Below are 24,725 nucleotides of genomic sequence, written 5' to 3'. Positions count from 1 at the left end.
CACACAACGGAACGCAGCATCATCCCGCGGGGACGCGGACGACACTCGGCACGGGCGCGGGCGGGGCGTCGCCGGGCGGATGATGGTGCCTTACGCTGCAGGCCCCATTCCGTCCGGGAGGCGCACGATGAAGGACACGCAGTCGGGCGGGAAGCCGCTCCTGGTGACCGTGCTGGTCTTCCCCGGCGTACGACTGCTCGACGTCACCGGCCCGATCGAGGTGTTCGCGACGGCCAACGAATTCGGCGGCCGTTACCGCGTGCGCACGGTCTCCCCCGACGGCGCCGACGTGGTCACCGCAGCCAGCACCGGACTACGCGTCGACCTGGCTGCCGCGCAGGTGCAGGAGGCCAGCGACGTGGTCGTCATTCCCGGCGGCCCGGAGTGGCCCTCCCTCATCAAGGACGACGCCCTGCTGGACGCCATAGGGGCGCTCGACGCGCGCAGCTGTCGCACCGCGTCCATCTGCACCGGTGCCTTCCTGCTCGCCGCGGCCGGACTGCTCGACGGACGCAGGGCGACCACGCACTGGCGCTTCGCCGACCAGCTCGCCCTGCGGTACCCGCGGGTGACCGTGGAAGCGGACGCCCTGTTCGTGCGCGACGGTCACATCATGACGTCGGCGGGCGTCAGCTCGGGCATCGATCTGTCGCTCGCCCTGGTCGAGGAGCACCTCGGCGCCGATGCCGCCCGCGCTGTGGCCAAGGACATGGTCGTGTTCATGCAGCGGCCAGGAGGCCAGTCGCAGTTCAGTGTCCGCACCCACACTCCGCGCGCGAGACAGGAGATGCTGCGCCGGGTCCTGGACGCGGTCGCCGAGGACCCGTCCGCCGATCACACCCTCGCGGCCATGGCGCGCCGGGCGGGTGTGAGTGCCCGCCACATGACACGCCTGTTCCACGGCGAGATGACCACGACCCCGGCCCGCTACGTCGAGCAGGTCCGCATGGAAGCCGCCCAGGCGATGCTGGAAGGCAGCGACGACCCCACGGCCACGGTGGCCCGGCGCACCGGTTTCGGGTCACCCGAGTCGCTGCGCCGGGCCTTCACGCGCAACCTCGGGATCACGCCGGGGGCCTACCGGGCTCGCTTCCGTACCACGCACACGACAGGCGATGGCAAGCACGCCTGATGCCCTTGAGGTATCCGGCCGACACTGGCAATCGCCGAACTCCGACAGGCGGGCCGTGCCGGACGCGGCCAATCAGGCCTCCTCGATGGTCCGCCCCGGCATGGGCTCTGCGAGCGCGGCCCGCCACGCGGGCGTGCCGAAGGGACCGGCGAAGTACTGTGTCTCGTGCACGACCTGCTGGTCGGCGAACTCCATGACGCTCACCGAGTACGACGGCACACCGTCGTAGGTGATGACACATTCGCTCACCCATACATCCGCGTGGCCGGTGATGCGCAGGATGGTGAAGTGCCGGTCGGCCGGGTGCCCGCCGCGTTGCGCCGCGATCGTCTCACGGCCCCGGAAGCGTTCGCCCGACTGCGGATAGTCCAGCATCGCGTCCGCAGCGTAGATCGCATGCTCGGCCTCCAAGTCTCCTCGTTCCGAAGCCCGCCAATGCTCCTCGATCGCAGCCCTGATCTGGGACTCGGCGTCCATGGCACCGCCCCTTCCGTCGTGGTGACAGCCTAGATATCTCCGACCGCCGCCGCCCGGGCGCCTTTGCGGACCGCCTACCGATGCCGTTCACGGAACCGAGCGAGCTACCGGTCCCGAATTGATCTCGATGACAACAACGGCACGGGCCCGCGTGTCGAGGTCGCCGCGCCGGCCCGCCGGATCGATCGGCTGCCGCACCGAGTGCTGGCCTACCGGGGCACGGACGGATTCCCCGTCATCCTCTCGGTGAAGATCACCGGGTACGACGACACCGGACTGCACCTGGACGCTCCCCGCCACCTGCTGCCGATCGGCGGCCGCAGAGCCGGGTTCCTCGCCCACGCCTTCGAGCCGCAGTGCATCGGGCTGGGTATGCGGACACTCACGGGGTGGCTGAGCGAGACCGCCGAAGGCGTTCTGTATGCCCCCACACGTCCAAGGGGCTGGCTGCGCCACCGTACAAACGGCTCCTGACGGTGTCGAACGGGCTGCAGGCCAAGTACGGGCTGTGGCGCGCACGCCGAGACGACACGGCCGACGGCCTACGGCAAGTTGCCGACCGCCGTCCGGTGGGCTCAGGACGGCAGGCTCCTTGAGCCTGCGCCATCTTGATTTCGGCTGGTCGCGGACCCTGGCGTCATGGTCGGTGGGGCTGCTCGGGCTGGTAGTGGGCAGCGTCCGGCATGTAGATCATCTGGCTGGCGGGCGACTTCGAGATCCGTGAGGACGAGCAGGGCGCGGAGGAGCGAGGTCGCGTGGGCGAAGCCGACGCTTCGCCTCCTTCGACGAACTGTCGCAGAACGACCAGCGGGTGCATCTGCCGTGCTTCCAGCAGGACGACCGGCGGGCCGACCTCGACTTCGCGGCCAAGGTCCGCGAAGTCGCCGACCGGATCGACGCCACTCCTGCGCACGTCACCCTCACCCGGTTCGTCGCCCAGGGCCCGCACGTCGTGGCCATCCCGGCCCCCGTCGGCGCCGCCCACGTCGTCGGGCTTGAGCAGGCGGGGACGGCCTCCCGTCGACCGGCGTCCGATGATGCCGGGCCGGTCTCGTCGAACCAGTGGATCTCACGCACGGGGCGTCCTCATCTGACGGTGCCGGCGGTGTCGGGCTCCGAGGTCCGTATCCGAGCGTCCTGTGGCAGCTTCTCGGGCCATGGGGCGACGCGAGGAGAGCGCTGGGGTGGTGGGGTGCCGCATCCGGCGTCCCGGAACCTCGACAGGAGACAGCGACTTGACAGAGAACTGGGCGGTCCCGGGCTCGGCCGGGGCCGATCATGAGCAGTTGCGGGCGTTCGGTGAGCCGGAGGCGGCATCGGCAGCGCGGCCCGCCTTGCGCGAGCACTTCTTCGACCGGCCCGCCCTGGAAGTGGCTCCCGAACTCCTGGGTGCTCTGGTGGTCTCGCGCTTGCAGCGCGGCGTGACGGCGGTGCGTATCACCGAGGTGGAGGCATACGAGGGGCCGGACGATCCGGCCTCGCACGCGTTCCGGGGCCCGAACCGGACCAATCGAGCGGAGTTCGGGGCCCCGGGAACCTTCTATGTGTACCGGACGCACGCGGTGCATCGGTGCCTGAACGCCGTCTGCGGACCAGGGCGGCGTCCCGCTTCGGTGCTGCTCCGGGCCGGCACCGTCGTGGCGGGAGCAGACGCGGCGCAAGAACGACGGGGGCCTGGGGTGCGGGCGCGCGACCTGGCGCGTGGCCCGGCCAACCTCGCCCGGGCTCTGGGCATCGCCGATCTGCGTCATGACGGGCAGTCAGCATGCGACGCGGCGGGGGAGTTGTTTCTCGCCGAGCCCGCCGGGGGCGTCTCGTCCGCGCGGGTCGGCCGAGGGCCGCGGACCGGGGTGGGCGGTCCTGCTGCCTCGTACCCCTGGCGCTTCTGGATGCTGGGCGAGTCGAGCGTCAGCCCCTATCGGGCGCACCCGGGGAACCGCCAACGGGTGAGGGCGCAGGGCTGACTCCTCCGCCGTCCTGAAACCCGTTCGGGTGCCGGCACCGGAGATCGGCCAGGAGCCCGCGGCGAAGACCTGATGTGCACCTTCGCTGTCCTTGTCCGCGGCCACGCACACCCGGGGCCTGCGAGTTGAACACCTCAGGAAAGTCCGTGGCCGGGTCGGCTTGCTCCCTCGCCTCCCAAGGCGGCGTCTGGGGGCACGACGGCGACCCGACCGAACAGAAGGCGATCAGTGATGACTCCGATCAGTCCCACGCCCGAACCGGATCCGCGCAGGTGGCGCGCCGCGCGGGACTGGGTAACGGCCCAGGCCATACCCCTCCCGTGGACGCCACAGGCGCTTCAGGCCCGCCACCCAGCATGGCCCCGTTCTTCTTGAGCTGCTGCTCCGCCGCGGCCATCCGCCCGCTCTGCCGTCCGGCAGGCGGGTCACCACCCGGAAACACCACACGCGCACACGACCAGTACTGCTCACATCACACGCACAGACAGGACAACAGGCATGACCGCAAACGACCATCTCGACTACTTCAAGCCACAACTCGTCGTCATTAGTGGATGACGTGCAGGTTCCCCGAGGGCTTCCGAGAGCGGAGAAGGTGCTCATCAGCAGGTCAGCGGTGTGCGTGACGCCCGTTTCACTCGATAACCGTCCCCTAAAGTTCAGCGGGCGTCGGGTCACGCAGTTCCTGGAGAACCGGGGACTGCTCGTCCCGGATGCCGAGTTTCGCCAGGACTCGCAGCAGAAGCGCTTGGAAGCCGAGCTCGCCGCACTGCCCGCAACGATCGCACAGGAGCTCTCGGTCTGGATCAAGGCCGTGCGCGGAGAGGGCAAGTGGGAGCACACCGGCCGCACCTACCGGAGCATCGCCCGCTACTGGCATGTGCTCGACCCGATCCTCAAGGGATGGCTCGCGAACGGCATCGAGAGCCTGCGCGAGATCACCCAGGACGACATCAAGCGGGCCATCGCCACCCGCAAGGGGACGCCGGCCCGCTCGATCCACATCGTCCTGCGGAACGTTTTCCGGGCCCTTCGACAAGAGGGCGTGATCTTCCGCGATCCCACCCGCGGCCTCGTCTTCGCAGGAATCAACAAGGTCCCGCCTTCCGTGCCCTCGGACCGGCTGGCCGGCGTCCTCAGCCACGCGCGGAACGACTTTCAGCGCTTCGTGATGGTGCTGGTCTGCGTCCACGCGCTCAGCGGCACCGACATGCGCCACCTACTGCTCACCGACCTCGACCTGTCCCGTGAGCGCCTCATCGTCCGGCGCCCCGGCAAACGGCACATCATCTACCTGGACGAACTCACCTACCGCTGCGCCTCCGCGTGGCTCCGTGAACGTCACCGCCGCTGGCCGGTGACCACCAACCCGCATCTGCTGATCAACCGATGGACCGCGGTAGACACCACTCACTCGCCCATCGGCACCACATTCACCGCCATCTTCCGGCCCACCGGACTCACAATGCCGACGCTGCGGCAGGACCGGATCCGCGATGAGGCGTTCGAGGTCGACGACCCGCTCCACCTGATGCGCCTGTTCGGTATCTCGTCTCAAACCGCAATGCGGTACATCACCGCAGCCCACCCTGAACGCACCGCGAAGCTCCCACGGTGAGGCGAGCACACAGCGCAGGGGGGCAGGTCACCTCTTCGGATTCGAGCCCCTCGGCCGCCGACTGCGCTTGGGTGATCGGAGTCCGCTTCGTCTTCGCCCTGCACGCCGCGCACGCGTGGACCGAGTTCCGGCCGTCATCGACAACTCGCCCGCGACTGATCACTGCTCAGGGACGGCCGTCTTCCGAGCCGTGGTCCGCGGCGATCGGTGTCGGCTGCACCTGAAGGGTGGTCCCCACCGCGAGGAACACCGCGCAGGCCTTGGCGATCTCCAATGCCTGCGCCAGCACCTCCGGGTCGAGCCGCTCGCCGAACGTCACCCTCGCGGACTGCTCAGTTGCTGCTCGAACTCGAATTGGAAGGGGCCATGTCGTTTCGGGCAGTATCAGGGTGTGAACAGCGCGAAGAAGGACGTTCTGGATGCGGTCGGGCCCCGTCTGCGGGAGCTGCGTCGCCGGCGGGGGATCACGCTGGCTGAGCTTCGCCAGCGGACCGGAATCAGCGAGAGCACGCTGTCTCGTCTGGAGGGCGGCAGTCGCAAGCCGACTTTGGAGCTGCTGCTGCCACTCGCCGAGGTGTACGCGGTGCCCCTCGACCACCTCGTGGGCGCGCCCCGTACGGGAGACCCGCGCATTCACCTGCGCCCGGTGACCCGGGGAGGCATGACGTTGGTACCGCTCAGCGATCCCGGCGGCGCCCAAGCCTACAAGCTTCTCATTTCACCCGCGCCCCACAGCGAGCCGGAGCTGCAGACCCACGAGGGTTTTGAGTGGATCTATGTGCTCGCCGGACGGCTCAGGCTGCTGCTGGGCGAGCAGAGCCTGAGCCTCAATCCGGGCGAGGCCGCGGAGTTCGACACGCACGTGCCGCACTGGATTGGCGCCGACGGCGACCGGGCCGTCGAACTTCTCATCCTGCTCGGACGCCAGGGAGAACGGGCCCACCTCCGGGTCCGCGCCACCTGACCCGGTTGCGGTGAGGGCGCGGTGCTCAGTTCCCCCCGGGGAGGGGGCCCAGCCCGTGCGCACGGTTGCCCAGCACCCGCCGCGACACCTCGGCCTCCATCGCCCCGCTGAAGACTCCACCGCCCTTCGCCGCGCGGGCGGCGGCTTCCGCATCGGCCTTCAGCAGGTCCATGTGGATCGCGGCGGCCGCGGTGGTTCCGGCTGCTGCCGCGGCCGGAACCCCGGCCAGTACATCGCTGACGTTCCCCGCTGCCCACACGCCCTGCACTCCGGTGAACCCGGAGGCGTCCACCCGGAGCTGCTCCCCCAAGCCCATGGGGTGTTCCTGCATCGTCACGCCCAGGTCGCGCAGGAAACCGGCGCGTGCGAGGAACCGGGGGGCGACCACCAGTTCCTGGACCGGCACCACCTTTCCCGATGCCAGCCGCACGCCCGTCAGCTGGTCCTGGCCGTCGACCTCGAGCCCGGTTGCCTCGCCGTCGACCACGCCGACACCGAGAGCGGCCAGCTGCTCCCACTGTTCGTCGGTCAGCTCCGTTCCGGTGTGCAGGAACAGTGTGACGTCCTTGGACATCTGACGGAAGATCAGTGCCTGGTGGAAGTTGCCGAGCACCCCGATGACCTTGTCCCGGACTTCCCAGCCGTGGCAGTACACGCAGTGCAGGACGTCCCGCCCCCACCGTTCGGCCAGCCCCGGCACGTCCGGCAGCGCATCGACCAAACCAGTGGTCACCAGCACTCTGCGCGTCCGCAGACGCTGCCCGTCCTCGGTGACCACCCGGAAGCCCGCGCCGTCCCGGGAGATCCGCGCGACCTGCCCCGAAAGTACACGGCCGCCGTACGAAGCGACCTCCTCGCGCCCGAGCCGCAGCAGCTCCAGGGGAGAGATGCCCTCGCGGCCGAGCACACCATGGGCGCCGGCAGCCGGAGCATTGCGGGGCTCACCCTTATCGATCACCAGAACCGACCGGCGCACCCGGGCCAGATTCAAAGCCCCGGACAGGCCGGCGGTCCCACCTCCGACCACCACGACGTCCCAGGTCTGTTCACCGTCTCGTATCAACTCGAACTCGCTCATGCCATCAGCGTGCGACGGCGCCACGGATGCCGCAAAGGTTCATGCTGTCCTGGCAAGAGCGACCCGATATCCCACCGCCGACGTGGCTCGATCGGCCGACGGCAATCGGACCACACCGACCACCTTGCCGGTTCAGCAAGAAGATTCGCTGCTTGATGACACGTATGTGCAGGCTGCGTCCAGTCGGATCTGGCTCACCACCGAAAGCCGGTATCTCCAGGGCTCGGTCATGTTCCCGCATTCGTTGGGAATTCCTCCGGCTCGCGCGGCATGTCGGTAGTCGAAATACTTGAGGAAGCAGCAGATGGAAAATCGCCACGTCGTGATCATTCCGATCGAGATCGACGAGGAGAAGGAGGCCTCTTATCTCGCCGCATGGCAGGATGCCGCGGAGGTGATGGCGGCCCAGCCCGGTTTCCTTCGAACGTACATGTTCCGCACGATCGTTCCGGGGAGCAAATTCTCTCTCGTCAACGTGGCGGAATGGGAGTCCACCGGTCACTGGGAAGAGGCGATGAATGTCTGCCCGATGATGGGACAGCAGATAGCCGTCGTCCATGCCTCGAACTACGAGGCGATCCGGACGGTCCTGCCCGCGCAGGGCCTGAGTTCCAGCGATGCTCGCATGCCCGCTGAGCTGTCTCCTGTCGAGGCGCGTCGCCGCGCCGAGGACGGGGAACTCACGCTGGTCGATGTCCGTGAAGACGATGAATGGGGAGCGCGTCACCCGGCCGGCGCTGTCCACGCCGCGCTCGGCACATTGCCGGCGTCGCTGTCGGATCTGCCTGACGGCCCACTGGCCTTCGTCTGCCGCACGGGCAACCGCAGCGCGCAGGGCGGCGTGCAGGCGATCCGCGCAGGCCGGTCCTCCGTCTACAGCGTGGCAGGCGGCCTTGAGGCGTGGGAAGCGGCCGGGTTGCCGGTCGTCCTTCCCGGCCGATAGGGCGCGGTCAACAATGCCGATCGCGTCGCAGCTGCGGTGCGTGAGGGCTGACGAAAGCAGAACCGGCAGATAACCGTCGCATACGTCCGCCGGCATGAGGCCGGCCGGGTACCCGTCCGCTCGCAGTCTTCGGGAAATTCGCTACCACCATTCCAGACGGTGATCGTTTGTGCAATGGCCGGTGCGAATTTCCCGGAGCTGTGGCGGCGGTTTACCGAGACGGAATTACCCGGGTACGTCATCCCGGAGAGGAGTCACATCATGTTTTTTGTCGACACCCTGGAGTTCGAGGGGCTGGGCAACCGTAGTTATCTGGCTGGGGGGCGGAGAGCGGCGGTCGTGGTCGATCCGCCGCGGGACGTCGATCAGGTGATCGCCCTCGCCGCGCGGCGAGGGGTGCGCATCGTCTGCGTGGCGGAGACGCACGTGCACAACGACTACGTCACCGGCGGGCTGGAGCTGGCCCGCCTCACCGGCGCCCGCTACCTGGTCCCGGCCGGCGCCCAGGTCTCCTTCCCTCGCACTCCTGTCGCGGACGGGGACATGTCCGAGGTGGACGAGGACCTGGTGCTGCGTGCGATAGCCACCCCGGGCCACACCCCGCACCACACCTCCTACGTCCTGGAGGAGCAGGGACGCGCCGTGGCTGCTTTCACAGGCGGCTCACTGCTGATCGGCTCCGTGGGACGTCCGGACCTGGTGGACCCGCGACTGACCGAGCAACTGGCCCGTGCGCAGCACGCCTCCGTCCACCGGTTGGCAGCGACACTCGACGACCAGGTGCCGGTACTGCCCACGCACGGTTTCGGCAGCTTCTGCTCCTCCTCCCAGGCCGAAGGCGATGCGAGCACGATCGGCCAGGAACGCGCCGGCAATGACGCTTTCACCCTGGATGTCGACGACTTCGTCAAGCAGGTCCTGGCCGGGCTGGAGAACGTGCCCGCCTACTACACGCACATGGGCCCGGCCAACGCCGCCGGCCCCGCGCCCGTCGACCTGACCCCGCCCGAGCCCGCCGACGCCGCACAGATCGCCGAGCGGCTGGAGGCGGGCGAGTGGGTGGTGGACCTGCGCAACCGGGTCGCCTTCGCCGACGGCCACGTGGCCGGATCGTTCAACTTCGAGGGCACCGGCAAGCTGGCCACCTACCTGGCCTGGCTGATCCCGTGGGGCAAGCCGGTCACCCTGCTCGGCGACACCCCGGCCCAGATCGCCGACGCGCAACGGGAGCTGACCCGGGTCGGCATCGACCGCCCGGCCGCCGCCGCCACCGGGGATCCAGCCACCTGGGTCCGTCAGGGAGAACAGCTCGCCTCCTTCCCCCGCGCCAACTTCGCCGACCTCGCCGACGCACACGAGCGCGGCGAGGACGTGGTGGTGCTGGATGTGCGCCGCGACTCTGAACGTGCGAACGGCTTCATCAAGGGCTCCGTGCACATTCCGCTCCACGAGCTGCACGGCCGGACCGGCGAGGTGCCGGACGGCACGGTGTGGGTGCACTGCGCCGGCGGAATGCGCGCGGCGACCGCCGCTTCCCTCCTGGACGCGACCGGACGAAAGGTCATCGCCATCGATGACGGCTTCGAGGCTGCCGCCGACACGGGCCTGAGCATCACCCGGCCCTGACACCCCTTGCTCCACCTGCACAGAAGGCACACGATGTTCCTCTCATGCCACGGTCCTGGCCGTCGCGGCCCCGAACAGGGCCACCCGCACGTCACCGGGACCGGGCTGCCGGTGGCCGGCGACAGCGGACACAGTGGGCGAATAGCATGACCGCCCTGATCCTGGCCCTGACCGCAGGAGCCGTCGTCGGCCTGGTGCTCGGCGCCCTCGGCGGCGGCGGCAGCGTCCTGGCGGTGCCCGCGCTGATCTACCTGCTCAGCTTCACCCCCGCCGCCGCCACCACCGCCAGCCTGATCATCGTCACCGCCACATCCCTGACCGCCCTTTACGCGCACGCCCGGGCCGGGCACGTGAGGTGGAAGGCCGGAGCGGCGTTCGCAGCCGCCGGGATTCTCCCGGCGGCTGCCGCCGGAGCCGCCGCCGCCCACGTGCCCCAAACCGTCCTCACCGTCGCCTTCGCCGCCATAGCCGCCCTCTCCGCCATCAAAATGCTCCGGCCCGCTGCCACTGCCCGCCCCAAAGACGGCGGTGTACGGCCGGGCAAGGCAGCCGGGGCCGGCGCCGCACTGGGCACACTGACCGGACTACTCGGCGTGGGCGGCGGCTTTCTCGCCGTCCCCGCCCTGGTCACCGTCCTGGCCTTCGAGATGGACGCCGCGGTCGGCACCAGCCTGCTGGTCATCACGGTCAACTCACTGGCCTCCCTGGCCACTCGCTCCGGCACCGCCGCCTCGCTCGACTGGGCGCTGATCGGCCCGTTCATCGCAACCGCGATCCTGGGCGCCTGGTACGGCAAGCGCATAGCCGCGAAGGTCCCCGCGACCCACCTGCAGCGCATCTTCGCAATGGTCCTGCTGGCCGTGGCCGCCTTCATGCTCGCCGACGCCGTGACGTGACGGCGGCTCGGCCCGCGACACCTTCGACGGCCCGCATGCGCCCGGTATCCCCGGCCGCCAACCCGCCCTCCTCTCTGGTTGGCCTCCTACGTGACGAGCTTCTCGGCACCGGGATCTTGCCGCCACAGGCCGTTCGGACCGCGGTAGTGTGCGGCCGAAATACGGTCAAAGGGGCAATGGGTTGATCTTGAAACCCTGGGAGCCCTTCTGCCTGGGCTCGTGAGGCTATTTGCTGTGGCCGTGTCCCGGATCGTCTGGGTGCCAAGGTGCGTCGGACCGCGTGCGAAGGGCGCCGGCGGTGAGCTGTAGCGCGTACACCGACTGTTCGGTTCCGGGGGCGGGGCCGAGGTAGGTGTGGCCGGCCATGTGGCACCAGGCGGGCAGGTCGAGCGGGGCGGCCGGGTCGTGGCGATGACGTGGACGACGGCGCCCGGCTCGGCGTTGTGGATCTGTTTGCGCAGACGGAGCAGGAGGCTGATGCTGCGCAGGCCGGTGCCGTCGACGGTGATGTCCGCCGTCGGCACGGATGCCGCGGTCATCGGGACAGCGTCTGGGTGACGCGCCACAGTCGGCGGGGCACGAGATCCTCGCCTGGCTCGCAGCACACGGCCTGGAGGTCGGGGACTGACTCAGTGACGCGTGACCTACTGCTGTCCCGGAAGCGGCTGCCAACCCGTACGCGGGGCCCTACAATCCGGGGGCGCGCGTGCGGGTTCCTGTCGTTTGGCACCCAGGATTCCTGGAACCTGCGTGCCTTCCCGTGCGGCAGCCGAAAACTGGGCTCGCCAGCACGCGCGGCAGACATCTACGTCGGCTCCTACCACCGGGCATGCCGCAAGGCGGCCGACGCACTGCAACCCGACCGGCTGCTCATCCTCTCCGCACGCCACGGGCTCCTCGACCTCGACGACGTCATCGAGCCGTACGACACACCCCATGGCGCAGCCGACGCAGTAACGGGCCGAGTCCTTCTCGAGCAGGCAACCATGCGGGACATCGTGGGCCTCGACCCCGTGGTGGCCCTCGGCGGCGCACGACACATCAGCCTCGTGCGCTCCGTCTGGCCGCACATCCACACGCCGTTGGCCGGAACCCACGGCATGGGTGAGCAAATGGCCCGGCTTGCAGCAATACGCGAAGGACGGGACTACATCTGACATGACGCCACGTGCGGCGGCCGCTCGGCCGGCCGGCCTGGCAGCGGCCGGGCCGCACGCCGCGGCACGGACTCCTGACACGGCCGGGGAGAGAGGAAAACCATGAGGCGTCGCTGGACTCGGCCGCGTTCACGCGAGGAGCGCAGGAACTGGGTCCAGGACACCTCGGTCTCGCTGTCGCCGACCCTCACCCCCAGCACCTCTCGTCCGCCGTCCTCGGTGATGCTCCCCCAGCGGCGATCACCACGGCCCGGGAGACCTCGGCCGGTGGTGCGGAGTAACCGGCGGCCGAGTCCCGGTCTCTGTCGAAATCGCCGCGGGGCGGAGACGCCTACGCCAGCGCCAGTCAGCACCTTCTCGGGGAAGGGTGCCATGGCGGATGGCGCCGGTGTCTTTTTCTCCAAGCAGATCTGCGTGAGGCGCTCGCCGCTTACCAAGAGCATCCCGGAACCGAATCGTGTACGGGTGCGGGCAACTCGTCGACCTGGAGCAACCACACGCAGGACACCGTCCGCTCCCATGCTGACCTCTTGCTGACCCGGGCGCGGCGATCACGCCTCTGACCTGCGAAAACACCCAAACGCTAGATCTTGGACTTGAACAGAGTACGCAGCATATGGATGCTCCTGCTGGTCGGCTCCCTGCCTGCTTTTGCAGGTCAAGGGCGGTTTCACTCTACAGCGGCCGGCATCGGACCGACTGGCCCGGCTGAGGGTGCTTGCCCGGCGGCTCTTCGGGTACGGCGTTTGCATAGGTGATACCTGCAATGGCAGCGGGATTCTGAAAGCGATGCCTCCGTGACCGGTCTGAGTGGCTCCAGGGACGAACGACCAGGCGGACCGCGCGACGGCCCCGTCTCCCTCTCCCCTACGCTGGCCGACGCCGTGGACCGTCTGACCCACCTGTGGTCGGAGGCCGCACAGAGCGCGAACCTGCGCCTGTCGCCGCACCAGCTGCGGGCCCTGCGGATTCTGGAGGATGAGCCAGGCCTCAACCTCACCGCCTTGGCGGTCGGCATGAAGATCGGGCTGCCGACCGCCAGCCGTTTGTGCGACCGGCTGGAAGCGGCCGGTCTGCTGGAGCGCGTGCCGCATCCGCACAAACGGCGCGAAGTACGGCTGCTCCTGACAGGGCAGGGCCACCGGATCCTGGACGAGGTCGCCGTACGCAGAGCGCGCGCCCTGGCCGTCGTGTTCGGGGCCATGGAGCCGGCCGAGCGGGAGGCTCTCGGGCACGGGCTCCAGGGCTTTCTGGCCGCCGCTCAGGAGCGCGGAGCGCACGATCGTCACGGCAGCGGTCCCTGACCGGGCCCGGCGCGTCGCCCCCGGCCGGGACAGCGGACGGGTGGCGTCGGCCGTGCGGACGGGTCGCGTCGGGCGGGCCGCGTCGGGCGGCGGGTGCGCGCTGCCGAGAGGGTCGAAGGGCGCGCCCGCACGCGGCCGGATCCCCGTCGGCAGAAGCGCACCGGCACCTGTCGCGGCAGCGCCTTTTCGACGTGTCGTGCCGGCGCTACCGCGACGGTCCGGCCCAGGGGCCCGAACCGCACGGCCGAGGGCCGGGCGGCCGCCCCGCTCGGCACAGCGGGCCGTGCGCCACCGGCCGGTCCCCCTGGGCGTTCGCGCGGCAGCGGAGCGGAGGGAGACCCGCGTCCCGGGTCAGGACGGGCGGGGGCGTCCGCGCCAGTCCAGACAGACGGCCAGGGCGTCGTCCTCGGCCATGACGGCTTCACCCCGGTGACCTGCCAGTTCGCGCAGGATGGCGCGGGGTACCTCGGCGGCGGGCAGCAGCCGGGTGGAGTGGATGGCCCGGGCGAGCGCCCGATCCCCGTATGCCTCGCCCTTCGGGGAGTGCACCGCGTGGACGCCGTCGCTGACGAAGACGAGCCGGTCTCCGGGCTCGACCTCGAACTCCTGTGCCACGTAGTCCGTCTCCTCGAACATGCCCAGGGGCAGTTGCGCCTCGAAGGGGACACGTTCGACGGTGCCGCCACGCAGCCGCAGGAGCTGTGGGGAGCCCGCGTCCACGACGCTCACCCGCCCGGTGTCCAGGTCGAAGTCGAACATGAGGACGGACAGATACCGGCGTCCTCGGTAATGGGCGTAGACGGCCTGGTCGGCCAGGGCCGCCTGGTCGGCGATGGAGATTCCGGCGCGGCGCGCGTTGCGCAGGGCGTTGATGGCGAGGCTGGTCAGCAGAGCCGCCGCTATGCCCTCGCCCATGCCGTTCGTGACGTACAGCATCAGACGGTCGGCGGTGGCGGACCAGTCGAAGTTGTCGCCGAAGACGGCGTAGGCGGGCTCCAGCTGACCGCCCAGGTCGTACTCGGGCCGCGTGCAGGAGCGACCGGGGAGCAACTGCCACTGCATCTCGGCCGCCAGGGTCAGCCGGTCCTTGCGCCGGGCCTGGAGATACAGGTCCGTGTCGCGCTCGGCCACGAGCACCTCATGCGCCAGCACCTCGGCGATCTCGGCCAGTTCGGACACACACCCGCGGGCCGCGTCACCGCCGGGCAGCGTCACGGACAGCACGCCGAGCCGGTCGCCGCGCACACTGACCGGCAGGTGGACGCGCATCCGCCGGTCCTGGCCCTCTTCGCAGTAGGGCTCCTGCGAACCGAAGGCCCGCCCGGCCGGGCTGCCGTGCACCGGCACCGGCACCAGGTTGTGCGGCCGTACCGACACCGGCTGCAGTGCTGTCAGGCCGTAGTCGGCCATGAAGAGCTCGACGGCCTCCGCGCCGTACAGCTCGGTCAGCACGACGCGGACGGCGTCGAGCAACTCGTGGGGAGCCGCTGTGCGCACGGCGCGCTCAGCGGTCTGGAATCTGTTCACGATGAGGAATGCACCATTATTTCTCCCGGCAACGTGCGGGCCCGGCCGAGTGGGCGGGGCTTCGCGAAGAGCCGCGTCGGTCGTTCCGAGGGGGGTCCGTGGGGGCTGGGGCTCCTAGTAGGCTGAAAGGTGCCCCAGTGCCTGCGAGAGTGTGATCGTGACTGCCTTCCGCCGCCGCCCAGAGCCCGACGAGGTCGCACGCGTGACCACCAAGGCCGTTGAGCTGCTGGAAGTTGTGTGGGGCCGTGCCTCGACCGCGCCTACCTCTGCCTCGCAGTTGCGGGTGCTGCACATCCTGGAGCACCACGACGGCATCAACCTGCGCACTCTCGCCGAATCCCTGGCCTCCACCCCTCCGTCCACGAGCCGACTGTGCGACCGGCTACAGGCCGCGGGATTCATCGAGCGCATGGTGGGTGCGGAGGACCGACGCGAGGTACGGCTGCATCTCAGCGGGCGGGGCCGCTCCTTCCTGGCCGATCTGCGTGCCCGCCGGGAGAGCGAGCTGCAGAAGGTGCTGGCGGACATGCCCGCCGCCAAGCGTGTCGCCCTCCTGGAGGGGCTCGAGGCGTTCTGCGCCACCGCGGCGACGCAGATACCCGACGAGGCCCCCGAGTCCGACAGCCGGACCGCCTGAACAACCCTTCACGGCACCGGGGCCACCACCGCTCCGTGACGATGGCGACCGGCGCCAGGGGCGGTCCCTGTCCACCGGAACATTCCAGGTCCTTCCCCGTGTACGTCCGACTCGGCTACTCTGTTGCCTCACGGCTATTATTGTCAAACGACAACAGTCCTTGGTGCCGCTCTCGCCTAGTCCGAGTACCCCTGTATTGATGCGATGCGCGGTAACTGTGCGAACTGTGCGACAGGTCTCGTGAATCCCGAGGCTGAACGTTGACACGAGGATGGCGCGATGCCCGCGGCTCCCGAACTGAGAGTGCATATCGACCGCGGCGAGCAGACCTTCGTGATCACCGTGCGCGGCCAGGTCGACTACGCCGACGCCGAAGGCTTCGAACAGGCCTGGGAGGCGGCCGATCGTGCGGCCATGCCCGTGACGGCGGTCGACCTGACGCAGGTCACCTTCGCCGACAGCATGCTCCTCAACGCCCTCGTCGAGGCCCGTCTCCGCCATCGGGCCACCGGGCGCGACCTGGTGCTGATCGGCCCCCTGCGGCCGGCCGTCAGCCGACTCCTGACGATCACCGGCGCCATCCGGCTGTTCACCATCACCGAGACCGGCGGGTGACGGTCAGCGGGCCACCCGGTGCCGTCCCGCGTGCCGCAGTCTGACCGCCGCGTAGACGAGGTCGGCGAGAAGCACCACCGCACCGATGACCAGCAGGTAGAACAGTCCGTGAGCGGCGAACCCGATGATGCCCAGGACGAGGGCCACGAGGATCAGAAGCAGGAACAGGCTCATCGGCTCTCCTGTCGGCCGTCGGCTCCGGTGGGTCAGCGGCGGGCGAGGCGGCGCTCACCGCCGGCGCCCGGGGCGTAGTCGAGTGCGTAGTGCGCGAAGACCGCGGGCTCCTGCGCGGCCGGCAGCTCGCCGTCCGTGTCGATCGCGGGGGCCTTCTTGACCGTGTCCTTGTCGTGGGCGACCTTCAGATAGCCCGGACCGACGGTCGCGTTCGCGAGCGGAACGAACACCAGACGGCGGCGGGTGGGCAGACCGACCGTCACGGTGGCGTAGCAGGGCTGGTCGGTCGCGGTGTCGACGTAGACCGATTCCAGGACGCCGACCTTGTGCCCGGAGGCGTCGACCACGTCGTGACCGCGCCACTCTCGGATATCGCCTGCTTCGAACATCGGACACCTCCGTGGGGACGGGTACCCCTGATCGCACGGTTGACGCCGTCGGCCGACCTGGCCGCCGCGAGCCCGGCGGGTCGTCAGCCCGCCGCCACGCGGATGCCCACGAGGCAGGTGTCGTCGTCGGTGTCGGATCTGCTGTGGGTCAGCAGGCGGTCCAACTGCTGCTCCAGGGTGGACGGAACCGTGCGCGCGGTCCTCAACATCTGCGCCAGGGACTCCTCCACGGACCGGTCACGGCGCTCGATCAAGCCGTCGGTGTACATCAGCAAGGTGTCGTCGACGGCGAGTTGCACCTCGTGCTCCTGGTACTCGGCCTCGGGCACGGCACCCAGCAACAGCCCCTTGACCAGGGGCAGCGGCTCCGCCTCACCGGCACGGACCAGCACGGGCGGCAGATGGCCGGCCCGCGCCCAGCGCAGGGTGTGGCGGTCGGGGTCGTAGAGACCGCACACCGCGGTGGCGGTGACGGAACCGGTCAGGTGATGGGTCACCATGTTCAGCCAGGACAGCAACTGCCCCGGTCCGGCGCCGGTCACGGCGAGCCCGCGCAGCGCGTTGCGCAGGACGACCATGCTGGTGGCCGCCTCGATGCCGTGTCCGGCGACGTCGCCCACGCACACCAGCACCAGCCGGGACGGCAGCACGACCGCGTCGTACCAGTCGCCGCCGACCAGGTGCTGGGTCTCCGCGGGCCGGTACCGCACCGCCAGGTCCAGCCCCGGGACCTCCAGCGGGGCATGGGCCGGCGGCATGATGGCGTGCTGGAGCTGGAGGGTGAGCCGGTCGCGTTCGCTGGCCTGCTGCTCGGTGTGGGCGAGCTGGTCGCGGGTCGCGGCGAGAGCGACCTCGGTCCAGTGGTGTGCGGAGATGTCCTGGTAGGCGCCGCGTACGACGTACAGCTGCCCGCCGGAGTCGAGGACCGGTTCGGCCACCACCCGGATATGGCGGGTGACCCCGTCGGGGCGCTGGAGGCGGAAGGCCGTGGAGGCGGGCCGCCGGTGGTGCAGCAGGGTGCGCAGGAAGCGGCCGATGGTGACGGCGTCGTCGGGGTGGGCATGGGCGGGCAGGTCCTCCAGCGGCACCGCGGCGCCGGCGGCGGGCTTGCCGTAGAGGTGGTACAGCTGGCCGTTCCAGGTGATCTCGCCGGTGAGGAGGTTCTCCTCGAAGCCGCCGATACGGCCCAGGCGCTGCGCGTGCTGGAGCAGGCTCGCCAGGCGGGCCGCCTCGTCCTCGATGCGCCAGATGAGCAGGACGCAGCCGCCGTGCCGGCTGATGTTGATGTCGGCGACCGCCGCCAGGGGGACGTCGTCGACCAGGGCGGTGAGCCGCATGCGGTGGGCGCGGTAGGGCTCACCTGTGGCGTAGACGCGTTCGATCCGCTCGAAGAGCTCGCTGTCGCCGGCGGCCATCGGATAGGTCTCCAGCAGCAGGGCGCCGTTGATGACGGCCCGAGGCCTGCCGCCGGGGTCCAGGAAGCCGGCGTTGGCGTGGTGGATGCGGAAGTCGACGAGGCCCCCGCCGGCGTCCAGATACGGCATGAGCACCAGGGCGGGATCGTGGAGTCCGTCGGCCAGGTCCATCAGTTCGGTGACGCCGGGAAGGACGGGCCGGCCGGTGTCACCGTGGGCCTGGTCCGGGGATCCGGTGTCCAGGGTGTGCGCGCACAGTTCGGCCAGCGCCTCGATCTGCCGGACGACCGGCGCCGGAGGGGTGTCCAGCGGCGCGGGCCAGACGATCTCCAGTACGCCGTGGATACGCCCGCCGGTACCGGCCGCCACGGCGACCCGGCCGCCCTCGGAATGGTGGTGCTGGCCGATGGAGGGCAGCCCGGTCTCGGCCAGGCTGCGGATCCAGTGCCCCGAGCGTTCGGCGAGGCCGCGGCGGCCCACCGTCGCCACCCCCGGCGGCACATGCCGCCAGCGCCCGGCCTCGGCGGCGGAGAATCCGGCGTGGCCCGCCAGGGTGAGCGAGCCGTCGGCGCCCAGTGCCCAGATGGCGACCGCCTCCGCGCCCAGGGGAGTCAGCGCATGCTCCAGCAGGGACTCGGCCACGGCCTGGGTGTCATGGGCGGCCAGCGCACCGCTCTCGGCGGCCCGCAGCCGTACGGCGGAGGAGTGGCTGTCCGCCGAGTCGGCGTCCTCGGTACGGGCCGCGGTGGCCGCGAAGAAGGCGGCGGTCACCTCCGACAACCGGTCCCGTGCGGCCTGGTTGATGACATCGACCGCGAACTCCAGCGGTGTCACCGCTGCCTGCTCGGCGAGCTGGGCCAGCTGCCGGGCCGCCTGCGCCGGGCCACAGCCCAGCCGTTCGACCAGGATGCCCTTGGCCAGCTCGATCAGGGCACGCCCGTCGGCCTCGGCATGCGCCGCCCGCACCTCGCGGCGCAGCCGCTCCACGGTCGCCGCCAGCCTGCCGAGGGGGGACGGCCGGCCGGGCTCGTCCGGTTCACCGGTGCCGGCTCCCCGTGTGCTGCCGACGGCACCGGGCGGCTCGATGCCCGCCGGGCCGATGCCTTCCGGCGTGCGTGGTCCGCCCCCCAGGTCGTCGGATCCGGGGGGTCGGGGAGGTTCGGGCGATGGACGGAGATCACTCACGGTGGGCCTGTTTCTCGGCTGGGACGCCCCGGGGCGCTACGCGGCCGGCGGGTGGACGCAGTGGCGGTGGCGGTTTGTCACACGGCCAGCCGGCGACGGACGCGGGCGATGAGGTCGTTCGTGTCGACGGGCTTGGTGATGTAGTCGTTGGCCCCCGAGGCGAGGCTTTTCTCCTGGTCGCCCGGCATCGCCTTGGCGGTGACGGCGATGATGGGCAGCTCCGCGTACTGGGGCATGGCGCGGATCTCCGCGGTGGCGGAGTAGCCGTCCATCTCCGGCATCATCACGTCCATCAGCACCAGGCAGACGTCCGGGTGGGCGAGCAGCATCTCGATGCCCTTGCGGCCGTTGTCGGCGTGCAGGACCTGGAAGCCGTGCAGTTCCAGCACTCCGCTGAGGGCGAAGAGGTTGCGTGCGTCGTCGTCGACCACCAGGACCGTCCGGCCGAGGAAGGAGTCGTCCACCACCTGCGCGGCCGGGCGGTGCGGCTCCTCGGCGCGCACCAGCGGCAGCACGTCACCGGGCTGTTCGGCGGACAGGTGCAGGGTGATGCGCTCGCGCAACTCGTCCAGACTGGACAGGAAGTCGAGCGGCCGGCCGCCCGCGAGGGCACGCAGCGCCTGCTCCTGCGCCAGATCCACCCGATGCCCGGTGTGCACCAGGACGGGCACGCTGGCCAGCGCGGAGTCGCCGCGCATGGCCTCCAGGAAGTCCGCGCCCTCCTTGCCGGGCATGCCCAGTTCCAGGACGACGCAGTGGCAGGGTTCGGCCGCCAGCGTGCTGGCCGCCTCCTGCGCCCCTACAGCGGTGATGAGGTCGATCGCGCCGTGCGGATCGCCTGGGTCGTGCGCGAGGTCCGCCACGGCCCGCTCGGCGACCAGGGTGAGCAGACCGCGCGGGCGTTCCTCGATCACCAGGAGACGGCGCCTGCGGTGCTCGGGGACCGGCACGGGAGCGGAGGGCGGCCGGGGCGCCGGTGCCGGCTCCGAGGGAGCGACGGCGCGGGGCTGCTCCGCCGGCCGGCCGCCGGTTTCCAGCAGCTCCTCGAAGTCGGCGCGCGCGACGGGCAGGTACAGCGTGAACGTGCTGCCCTGGCCGGGGGTGCTGTCGACGGTGACGGCGCCGCCGAGCAGATGGGCGATCTCCCGGGTGATGGACAGGCCGAGACCGGTGCCGCCGTACTTGCGGCTGGTGGTCCCGTCGGCCTGCTGGAAGGCGCCGAAGATCGTCTCCAGCTGCTGGTGAGGGATGCCGATGCCGGTGTCGACGACCCGGAAGGCCACCACCGGACCACCGCGCAGGACACCCGGCGGCACCTCCCGGTCGGCGGCCGGTTCGATCCGCAGCTGGACGCCGCCCTGCTCGGTGAACTTCACCGCGTTGGACAGCAGGTTGCGCAGGATCTGGCGCAGCCGGGAGTCGTCGGTGAGCAGATCGGCGGGCGTGCCGGGCGCGGTGGCCACCGTGAACTCGAGGCTCTTCTGGGTCGTCATCGGCCGGAAGGTCGCCTCGACGTACTCCAGGAGCTGGCGCAGCGGGACCCGCTCGGGAGCCACGTCCATCTTGCCGGCCTCCACCTTGGAGAGGTCGAGGATGTCGTTGATCAGCTGCAGCAGGTCCGAGCCCGCCGAGTGGATGATGCCCGCGTACTCGACCTGCTTCGGGGTGAGGTTGCGCGAGGGGTTCTGTGCCAGCAACTGGGCCAGGATCAGGAGGCTGTTGAGCGGGGTGCGCAGTTCGTGGCTCATGTTGGCCAGGAACTCCGACTTGTACTTGGAGGCCAGCGCCAGCTGCTGCGCCCGGGTCTCCAGTTCCTGCCGCGCCTGCTCGATCTGGAGGTTCTTCGCCTCGATGTCACGGTTCTGGGAGGCCAGCAGGGACGCCTTCTCCTCCAGCTCGGCGTTGGAGCGCTGCAGTTCGTCCTGCTGCACCTGCAACTCCTCCGACCTGGCCTGCAGTTCGGAGGTCAGCCGCTGGGACTCTCCGAGCAGCTCGTCGGTGCGGGCGTTGGCCACGATGGTGTTGAGGTTGACGCCGATGGTCGGCATCAGCTGGGTGAGGAAGTCCTGGTGGATCTGGGTGAAGCGGGTCAGCGAGGCCAGTTCGATCACGCCGAGGACCTGCTCCTCGACCACGATGGGCAGCACGACCAGGGCAGTGGGCACCGCCTGCCCGAGTCCGGAGGAGATGGTGACGTAGCCCTCGGGCAGTTCCTCGACGGTGATGACACGCCGGTTGCGTGCGGCCTGCCCGACCAGGGAACGGCCGACCGGGATCCGGGTGGGCCGCTCCGTGTCGTCCGGATAGCCGTACGAGCCCACCAGGCGCAGTTCATGGCCGCGCTCGGTGTCCTCGGCCAGGTAGAAGGCGCCGTACTGGGCGGCCGCCAGCGGGGTGAGCTCGTCCATGATCAGCTCGGCGACCACGGGCAGGTCGCGGTGGCCCTGCATCAGGCCGGAGATACGGGCGAGGTTGGTCTTGAGCCAGTCCTGTTCCTGGTTGGCCCGGGTGGTCTCGCGCAGGGACTCCACCATGGAGTTGATGTTGTCCTTGAGGTCGGCGACCTCGCCCGACGCCACCACGGTGATGGAGCGGGTCAGGTCGCCCTCCGCGACGGCGCTCGTGACCTCGGCGATCGCCCGCACCTGCCGGGTGAGGTTCCCGGCCAGCTCGTTGACGTTCTCCGTCAGCCGCTTCCAGGTGCCCTCGACGCCCTCCACCTCGGCCTGGCCGCCCAGCCGGCCCTCGCTGCCGACCTCGCGGGCGACGCGGGTGACCTCGGCGGCGAACGACGACAGCTGGTCGACCATCGTGTTGATGGTGGTCTTCAGCTCCAGGATCTCGCCCCGGGCGTCCACGTCGATCTTCTTCGACAGGTCGCCGCCCGCCACCGCGGTCGTCACCAGGGCGATGTTGCGCACCTGCCCGGTGAGGTTGTTGGCCATGGAGTTGACGTTGTCCGTCAGGTCCTTCCAGGTCCCGGCCACGTTCGGCACATGGGCCTGACCGCCGAGGCGCCCCTCGGTGCCCACCTCGCGCGCCACCCGGGTGACCTCGTCGGCGAACGCCGACAGCGTGTCGACCATGGTGTTGATGACGTCCGCCAGCGCGGCGACCTCGCCCTTGGCCTCCACGGTGATCTTCTGCGAGAGGTCGCCGCGCGCGACGGCCGTGGCGACCTGGGCGATCGACCGGACCTGCCCGGTCAGATTGGACGCCATCACGTTGACGTTGTCCGTGAGGTCCTTCCACGTCCCGGACACGCCCGGCACGATCGCCTGCCCGCCGAGGTTGCCCTCGGTGCCGACCTCGCGGGCGACGCGGGTGACTTCGTCGGCGAAAGCGGAGAGCTGGTCGACCATCGTGTTGATGGTGTTCTTGAGCTCCAGGATCTCACCGCGGGCATCGACGGTGATCTTCTGCGAAAGATCGCCCTGCGCCACCGCGGTGGCCACCTGGGCGACATTGCGGACCTGGGAGGTGAGGTTGCCGCCCATGAAGTTCACGGAGTCCGTCAGGTCGCGCCAGGTGCCCTTGACTCCCTTGACGTCCGCCTGGCCGCCGAGACGGCCTTCGGTGCCCACTTCACGGGCGACGCGGGTGACTTCGTCGGCGAAGGCGGAGAGCTGGTCGACCATCGTGTTGATGGTGTTCTTGAGCTCCAGGATCTCACCGCGGGCATCGACGGTGATCTTCTGTGAAAGATCGCCCTGCGCCACCGCGGTCGTCACCTGGGCGACGTTGCGGACCTGGGAGGTGAGGTTGCCGGCCATGAAGTTGACCGAATCGGTGAGGTCCCGCCAGACACCGCCGACTCCGGGAACCTGCGCCTGGCCGCCCAGCCGGCCCTCGCTGCCCACCTCGCGGGCGACGCGGGTGACCTCGTCGGCGAAAGCGGAGAGCTGGTCGACCATGGTGTTGACGGTCTCCTTCAGCTGAAGGATCTCCCCGCGCGCGGGCACGTCGATCTTCTGGGACAGATCGCCTCTCGCCACCGCCGTGGCCACCTGGGCGATGTCGCGGACCTGCGTGGTCAGGTTGCCCGCCATGGCGTTGACCGAATCGGTCAGGTCCGCCCAGGTGCCGGAGACCCCGGGGACCTGCGCCTGGCCGCCCAGCGTGCCCTCGGTGCCCACCTCGCGTGCCACTCGCGTCACTTCGGAGGTGAACAGGGACAGCTGGTCGACCATGCCGTTGAAGACCGTGGCGATGTCGCCGAGCAGGCCCTGTCCGTCGGACGGCAGCCGGGTGCCGAAGTCACCGTCCCGTACGGCCGTCAGGCCGGCCAGCAGCTGCCGCAACTCCTGCTCGCCCGGCCCCTGGACCTGGGCGTCCATCGACATGCCGCTCATGCACACCCTCGTTCCGCTCCCCAGGGTCCCCGCCCGAGGACCCGGAACCTCGCCGGAGCCGTGGAGCTCCGCCCAGCAGCGGCGATTCCGCGTTCGGCGGCCTCGCCCGATGGGAAATCGGTCGCAGATTAACTCAGTTGTCGGCCGACAACCAAAGTCTGGCGCGATCACGCCGCGAGGGCGTCCCGCACGGTCGGGTGGCAGGTGGCGAGGGTGTCGAGTCCCACCAGCTGTACGGTGCGCAGCACGGAGTCCCGGGCCCCCGCGAGACGCGGCCATCCCTGCGCGGCCCGAGTCGCCTGGTGGGCGGCGATCAGGGCGTTGATCCCGCTGGAATCCATGAACGTGACTCCGCTCAGGTCGACGACGACCCGGGAGCCGGCGGTGGGGTCCGTCGGCGGCATGGCCCGGGTCAGGGCGCCCGCACTCTCGTAGTCGATCTCGCCGCGGAGGCCGGGCACGGTGATGCCGTCGACGTCGGTCCGGGTGACCGACAGCTCGCCGTGATCCCTTGCGCTTCGCTCGTCTGCCACGTGCGTCCTCCGCACCCTCGGTCCGGGCCGCGTCACCTGTCTGCAGCCAACGTGCCCAGGGATGCGGAGTGCGATGCACGGGACGGGCATCCGAATCCGGGCGGCGCGGGAGTAACCCGGCGGATCGCCGGGTAGACGCGCGCCCATGAACGGGGTATCGCGGTTCGCCGGCGGGGAGTCCGTCCCGCCCGAGGAGTGTTCCCGGACGGCGGACGCCGCACCCGCCGATGCCGCCATCGCGCTGGACGGGGCGGACGGCTGTATCGCCGACGCGCGGAACCAGACATCGCGGTTCCTGACGCGCGCCGGGTCCGGGCAGGGTCTGCCGGTGCCGGCCCGCACCCTGGAGCTGGCGCAACTGGTGGTCAGCGAACTCGTCACCAACGCGCTGAAGTACGCGCCGGGACCGGTGCTGCTGCGCCTGGGGGTCGCCGACGACACGATCGAGATCGAGGTGTGGGACACCGATCCGACACTTCCGCTGGCCCGGGCGACCGACGCCGGACGGGTGGGCCAGCACGGCCTGGAGATCGTGCTGGCGGTGGTGGTGGGCTTCGAGGCACGACGGGAGCCCGTGGGCAAGCGCGTCACCGCCCGGCTGGCGTTGTTCGGCTGACGGCCACCGGCCGCTGTCATCGTCCCGGCGGCGGAGTCGTCGGCCATCGGACGGGCCACAGCGCGCACCGCACCCGTTCGGCGTAACGTGAACGGCTGGGGCGGCTTCCGGCCACGCAGGGTG

Annotated in this window: 23 protein-coding genes and 1 pseudogene; 13 read left to right on the top strand and 11 right to left on the bottom strand. The window is 70.2% G+C overall.

Translation table 11 applies throughout. The features are described 5' to 3' along the window. The first annotated feature begins 127 nt into the window (after positions 1–127). Positions 128–1,132, top strand: coding sequence for a GlxA family transcriptional regulator (locus ACGFZQ_RS32720; protein ID WP_393843357.1), 1,005 nt, complete (start codon positions 128–130; stop codon positions 1,130–1,132). A gap of 72 nt (positions 1,133–1,204) precedes the next feature. On the opposite strand, the gene ACGFZQ_RS32715 is transcribed toward ACGFZQ_RS32720, so the two are convergent. Next, complete coding sequence (locus tag ACGFZQ_RS32715; RefSeq protein ID WP_393843356.1) at positions 1,205–1,609, bottom strand: nuclear transport factor 2 family protein; 405 nt, start codon at positions 1,607–1,609, stop codon at positions 1,205–1,207. A 201-nt stretch (positions 1,610–1,810) separates the two neighbouring features. On the opposite strand from ACGFZQ_RS32715, the gene ACGFZQ_RS32710 reads away from it, so the two are divergent. Further along, complete coding sequence (locus ACGFZQ_RS32710) at positions 1,811–2,083, top strand: hypothetical protein (RefSeq protein ID WP_393843355.1); 273 nt, start codon at positions 1,811–1,813, stop codon at positions 2,081–2,083. Between the two features lie 163 nt (positions 2,084–2,246). Here ACGFZQ_RS32710 and ACGFZQ_RS32705 read toward each other — a convergent pair whose 3' ends face one another. Beyond that, entirely contained in the window at positions 2,247–2,594 is a 348-nt protein-coding gene (locus ACGFZQ_RS32705) for a hypothetical protein (protein ID WP_393843354.1), read from the bottom strand. 250 nt (positions 2,595–2,844) lie between these two features. Between ACGFZQ_RS32705 and ACGFZQ_RS32700 the strand changes: the two genes are divergently transcribed. Next, positions 2,845–3,573 carry a DNA-3-methyladenine glycosylase gene (locus ACGFZQ_RS32700; RefSeq protein ID WP_351749249.1) on the top strand — a complete coding sequence of 243 codons (729 nt, stop codon included), beginning with the start codon at positions 2,845–2,847 and terminating at the stop codon, positions 3,571–3,573. A gap of 595 nt (positions 3,574–4,168) precedes the next feature. Further along, on the top strand, positions 4,169–5,191 hold the full coding sequence (locus ACGFZQ_RS32695) for a hypothetical protein (RefSeq protein ID WP_393843353.1): 1,023 nt from the start codon (positions 4,169–4,171) through the stop codon (positions 5,189–5,191). A gap of 184 nt (positions 5,192–5,375) precedes the next feature. Here ACGFZQ_RS32695 and ACGFZQ_RS32690 read toward each other — a convergent pair. Continuing rightward, positions 5,376–5,522: pseudogene (locus ACGFZQ_RS32690) on the bottom strand (NAD-dependent deacetylase); the annotation flags it as partial. A 60-nt stretch (positions 5,523–5,582) separates the two neighbouring features. Between ACGFZQ_RS32690 and ACGFZQ_RS32685 the strand changes: the two are divergent. Beyond that, positions 5,583–6,155 (top strand): helix-turn-helix domain-containing protein, encoded by a 573-nt coding sequence (locus tag ACGFZQ_RS32685; protein ID WP_393843352.1) that lies wholly within the window; start codon positions 5,583–5,585, stop codon positions 6,153–6,155. 25 nt (positions 6,156–6,180) lie between these two features. On the opposite strand, the gene ACGFZQ_RS32680 is transcribed toward ACGFZQ_RS32685, so the two are convergent. Beyond that, entirely contained in the window at positions 6,181–7,233 is a 1,053-nt protein-coding gene (locus ACGFZQ_RS32680; protein WP_393843351.1) for an NAD(P)/FAD-dependent oxidoreductase, read from the bottom strand. Between the two features lie 304 nt (positions 7,234–7,537). Between ACGFZQ_RS32680 and ACGFZQ_RS32675 the strand changes: the two genes are divergently transcribed. The 4 genes from ACGFZQ_RS32675 (at position 7,538) to ACGFZQ_RS32660 (ending at position 11,855) form a co-directional block, all read left to right on the top strand. Continuing rightward, the gene (locus ACGFZQ_RS32675; RefSeq protein WP_393843350.1) at positions 7,538–8,176 is read left to right on the top strand and encodes a rhodanese-like domain-containing protein; all 639 of its coding nucleotides are present in this window, start codon (positions 7,538–7,540) and stop codon (positions 8,174–8,176) included. 261 nt (positions 8,177–8,437) lie between these two features. Beyond that, a complete protein-coding gene (locus ACGFZQ_RS32670; RefSeq protein WP_393843349.1) occupies positions 8,438–9,802 on the top strand; it encodes a rhodanese-like domain-containing protein in 1,365 nt (454 codons plus the stop codon). Positions 9,803–9,948: 146 nt separating this feature from the next. Continuing rightward, positions 9,949–10,698, top strand: a complete 750-nt coding sequence (locus tag ACGFZQ_RS32665; RefSeq protein WP_393843348.1) for a sulfite exporter TauE/SafE family protein — start codon at positions 9,949–9,951, stop codon at positions 10,696–10,698. A 632-nt stretch (positions 10,699–11,330) separates the two neighbouring features. After that, positions 11,331–11,855 carry a DUF6884 domain-containing protein gene (locus tag ACGFZQ_RS32660; protein WP_393843347.1) on the top strand — a complete coding sequence of 175 codons (525 nt, stop codon included), beginning with the start codon at positions 11,331–11,333 and terminating at the stop codon, positions 11,853–11,855. Here ACGFZQ_RS32660 and ACGFZQ_RS32655 read toward each other — a convergent pair. Beyond that, positions 11,846–12,229: a transposase gene (locus tag ACGFZQ_RS32655; protein ID WP_393843451.1), complete on the bottom strand. Its 384-nt coding sequence runs from the start codon at positions 12,227–12,229 to the stop codon at positions 11,846–11,848. The two genes, ACGFZQ_RS32660 and ACGFZQ_RS32655, sit on opposite strands and share 10 nt — an antisense overlap. Before the next feature lie 423 nt (positions 12,230–12,652). On the opposite strand from ACGFZQ_RS32655, the gene ACGFZQ_RS32650 reads away from it, so the two are divergent. Beyond that, a complete protein-coding gene (locus ACGFZQ_RS32650) occupies positions 12,653–13,159 on the top strand; it encodes a MarR family winged helix-turn-helix transcriptional regulator (protein WP_393843346.1) in 507 nt (168 codons plus the stop codon). A gap of 351 nt (positions 13,160–13,510) precedes the next feature. Here ACGFZQ_RS32650 and ACGFZQ_RS32645 read toward each other — a convergent pair whose 3' ends face one another. Next, positions 13,511–14,686 (bottom strand): PP2C family protein-serine/threonine phosphatase, encoded by a 1,176-nt coding sequence (locus ACGFZQ_RS32645; RefSeq protein ID WP_393843345.1) that lies wholly within the window; start codon positions 14,684–14,686, stop codon positions 13,511–13,513. A 202-nt stretch (positions 14,687–14,888) separates the two neighbouring features. Here ACGFZQ_RS32645 and ACGFZQ_RS32640 point away from each other — a divergent pair, with 202 nt between their 5' ends. Then, complete coding sequence (locus ACGFZQ_RS32640) at positions 14,889–15,323, top strand: MarR family transcriptional regulator (RefSeq protein ID WP_351703529.1); 435 nt, start codon at positions 14,889–14,891, stop codon at positions 15,321–15,323. Between the two features lie 279 nt (positions 15,324–15,602). Then, complete coding sequence (locus ACGFZQ_RS32635; protein WP_393843344.1) at positions 15,603–15,938, top strand: STAS domain-containing protein; 336 nt, start codon at positions 15,603–15,605, stop codon at positions 15,936–15,938. Positions 15,939–15,941: 3 nt separating this feature from the next. Here ACGFZQ_RS32635 and ACGFZQ_RS32630 read toward each other — a convergent pair whose 3' ends face one another. The 5 genes from ACGFZQ_RS32630 to ACGFZQ_RS32610 all read right to left on the bottom strand — a co-directional run bounded on the left by ACGFZQ_RS32630 (position 15,942) and on the right by ACGFZQ_RS32610 (position 23,986). Next, entirely contained in the window at positions 15,942–16,112 is a 171-nt protein-coding gene (locus ACGFZQ_RS32630) for a hypothetical protein (protein ID WP_351745713.1), read from the bottom strand. 32 nt (positions 16,113–16,144) lie between these two features. Beyond that, positions 16,145–16,501: a PRC-barrel domain-containing protein gene (locus tag ACGFZQ_RS32625; RefSeq protein WP_351745716.1), complete on the bottom strand. Its 357-nt coding sequence runs from the start codon at positions 16,499–16,501 to the stop codon at positions 16,145–16,147. Positions 16,502–16,584: 83 nt separating this feature from the next. Beyond that, the gene (locus ACGFZQ_RS32620; protein ID WP_393843450.1) at positions 16,585–19,047 is read right to left on the bottom strand and encodes a SpoIIE family protein phosphatase; all 2,463 of its coding nucleotides are present in this window, start codon (positions 19,045–19,047) and stop codon (positions 16,585–16,587) included. Positions 19,048–19,178: 131 nt separating this feature from the next. Continuing rightward, the gene (locus ACGFZQ_RS32615; RefSeq protein WP_393843343.1) at positions 19,179–23,453 is read right to left on the bottom strand and encodes a HAMP domain-containing protein; all 4,275 of its coding nucleotides are present in this window, start codon (positions 23,451–23,453) and stop codon (positions 19,179–19,181) included. 167 nt (positions 23,454–23,620) lie between these two features. After that, complete coding sequence (locus tag ACGFZQ_RS32610; protein WP_393843342.1) at positions 23,621–23,986, bottom strand: STAS domain-containing protein; 366 nt, start codon at positions 23,984–23,986, stop codon at positions 23,621–23,623. Positions 23,987–24,131: 145 nt separating this feature from the next. On the opposite strand from ACGFZQ_RS32610, the gene ACGFZQ_RS32605 reads away from it, so the two are divergent. Beyond that, on the top strand, positions 24,132–24,602 hold the full coding sequence (locus ACGFZQ_RS32605) for an ATP-binding protein (RefSeq protein WP_351745724.1): 471 nt from the start codon (positions 24,132–24,134) through the stop codon (positions 24,600–24,602). Positions 24,603–24,725: the final 123 nt, after the last annotated feature.

It is taken from the genome of Streptomyces sp. NPDC048254 (assembly GCF_043201895.1).
Classification (GTDB): domain Bacteria; phylum Actinomycetota; class Actinomycetes; order Streptomycetales; family Streptomycetaceae; genus Streptomyces.
The sequence above is the reverse complement of the archived record's forward strand: the minus strand, read 5'-3'. Positions and strand labels throughout refer to the sequence as shown.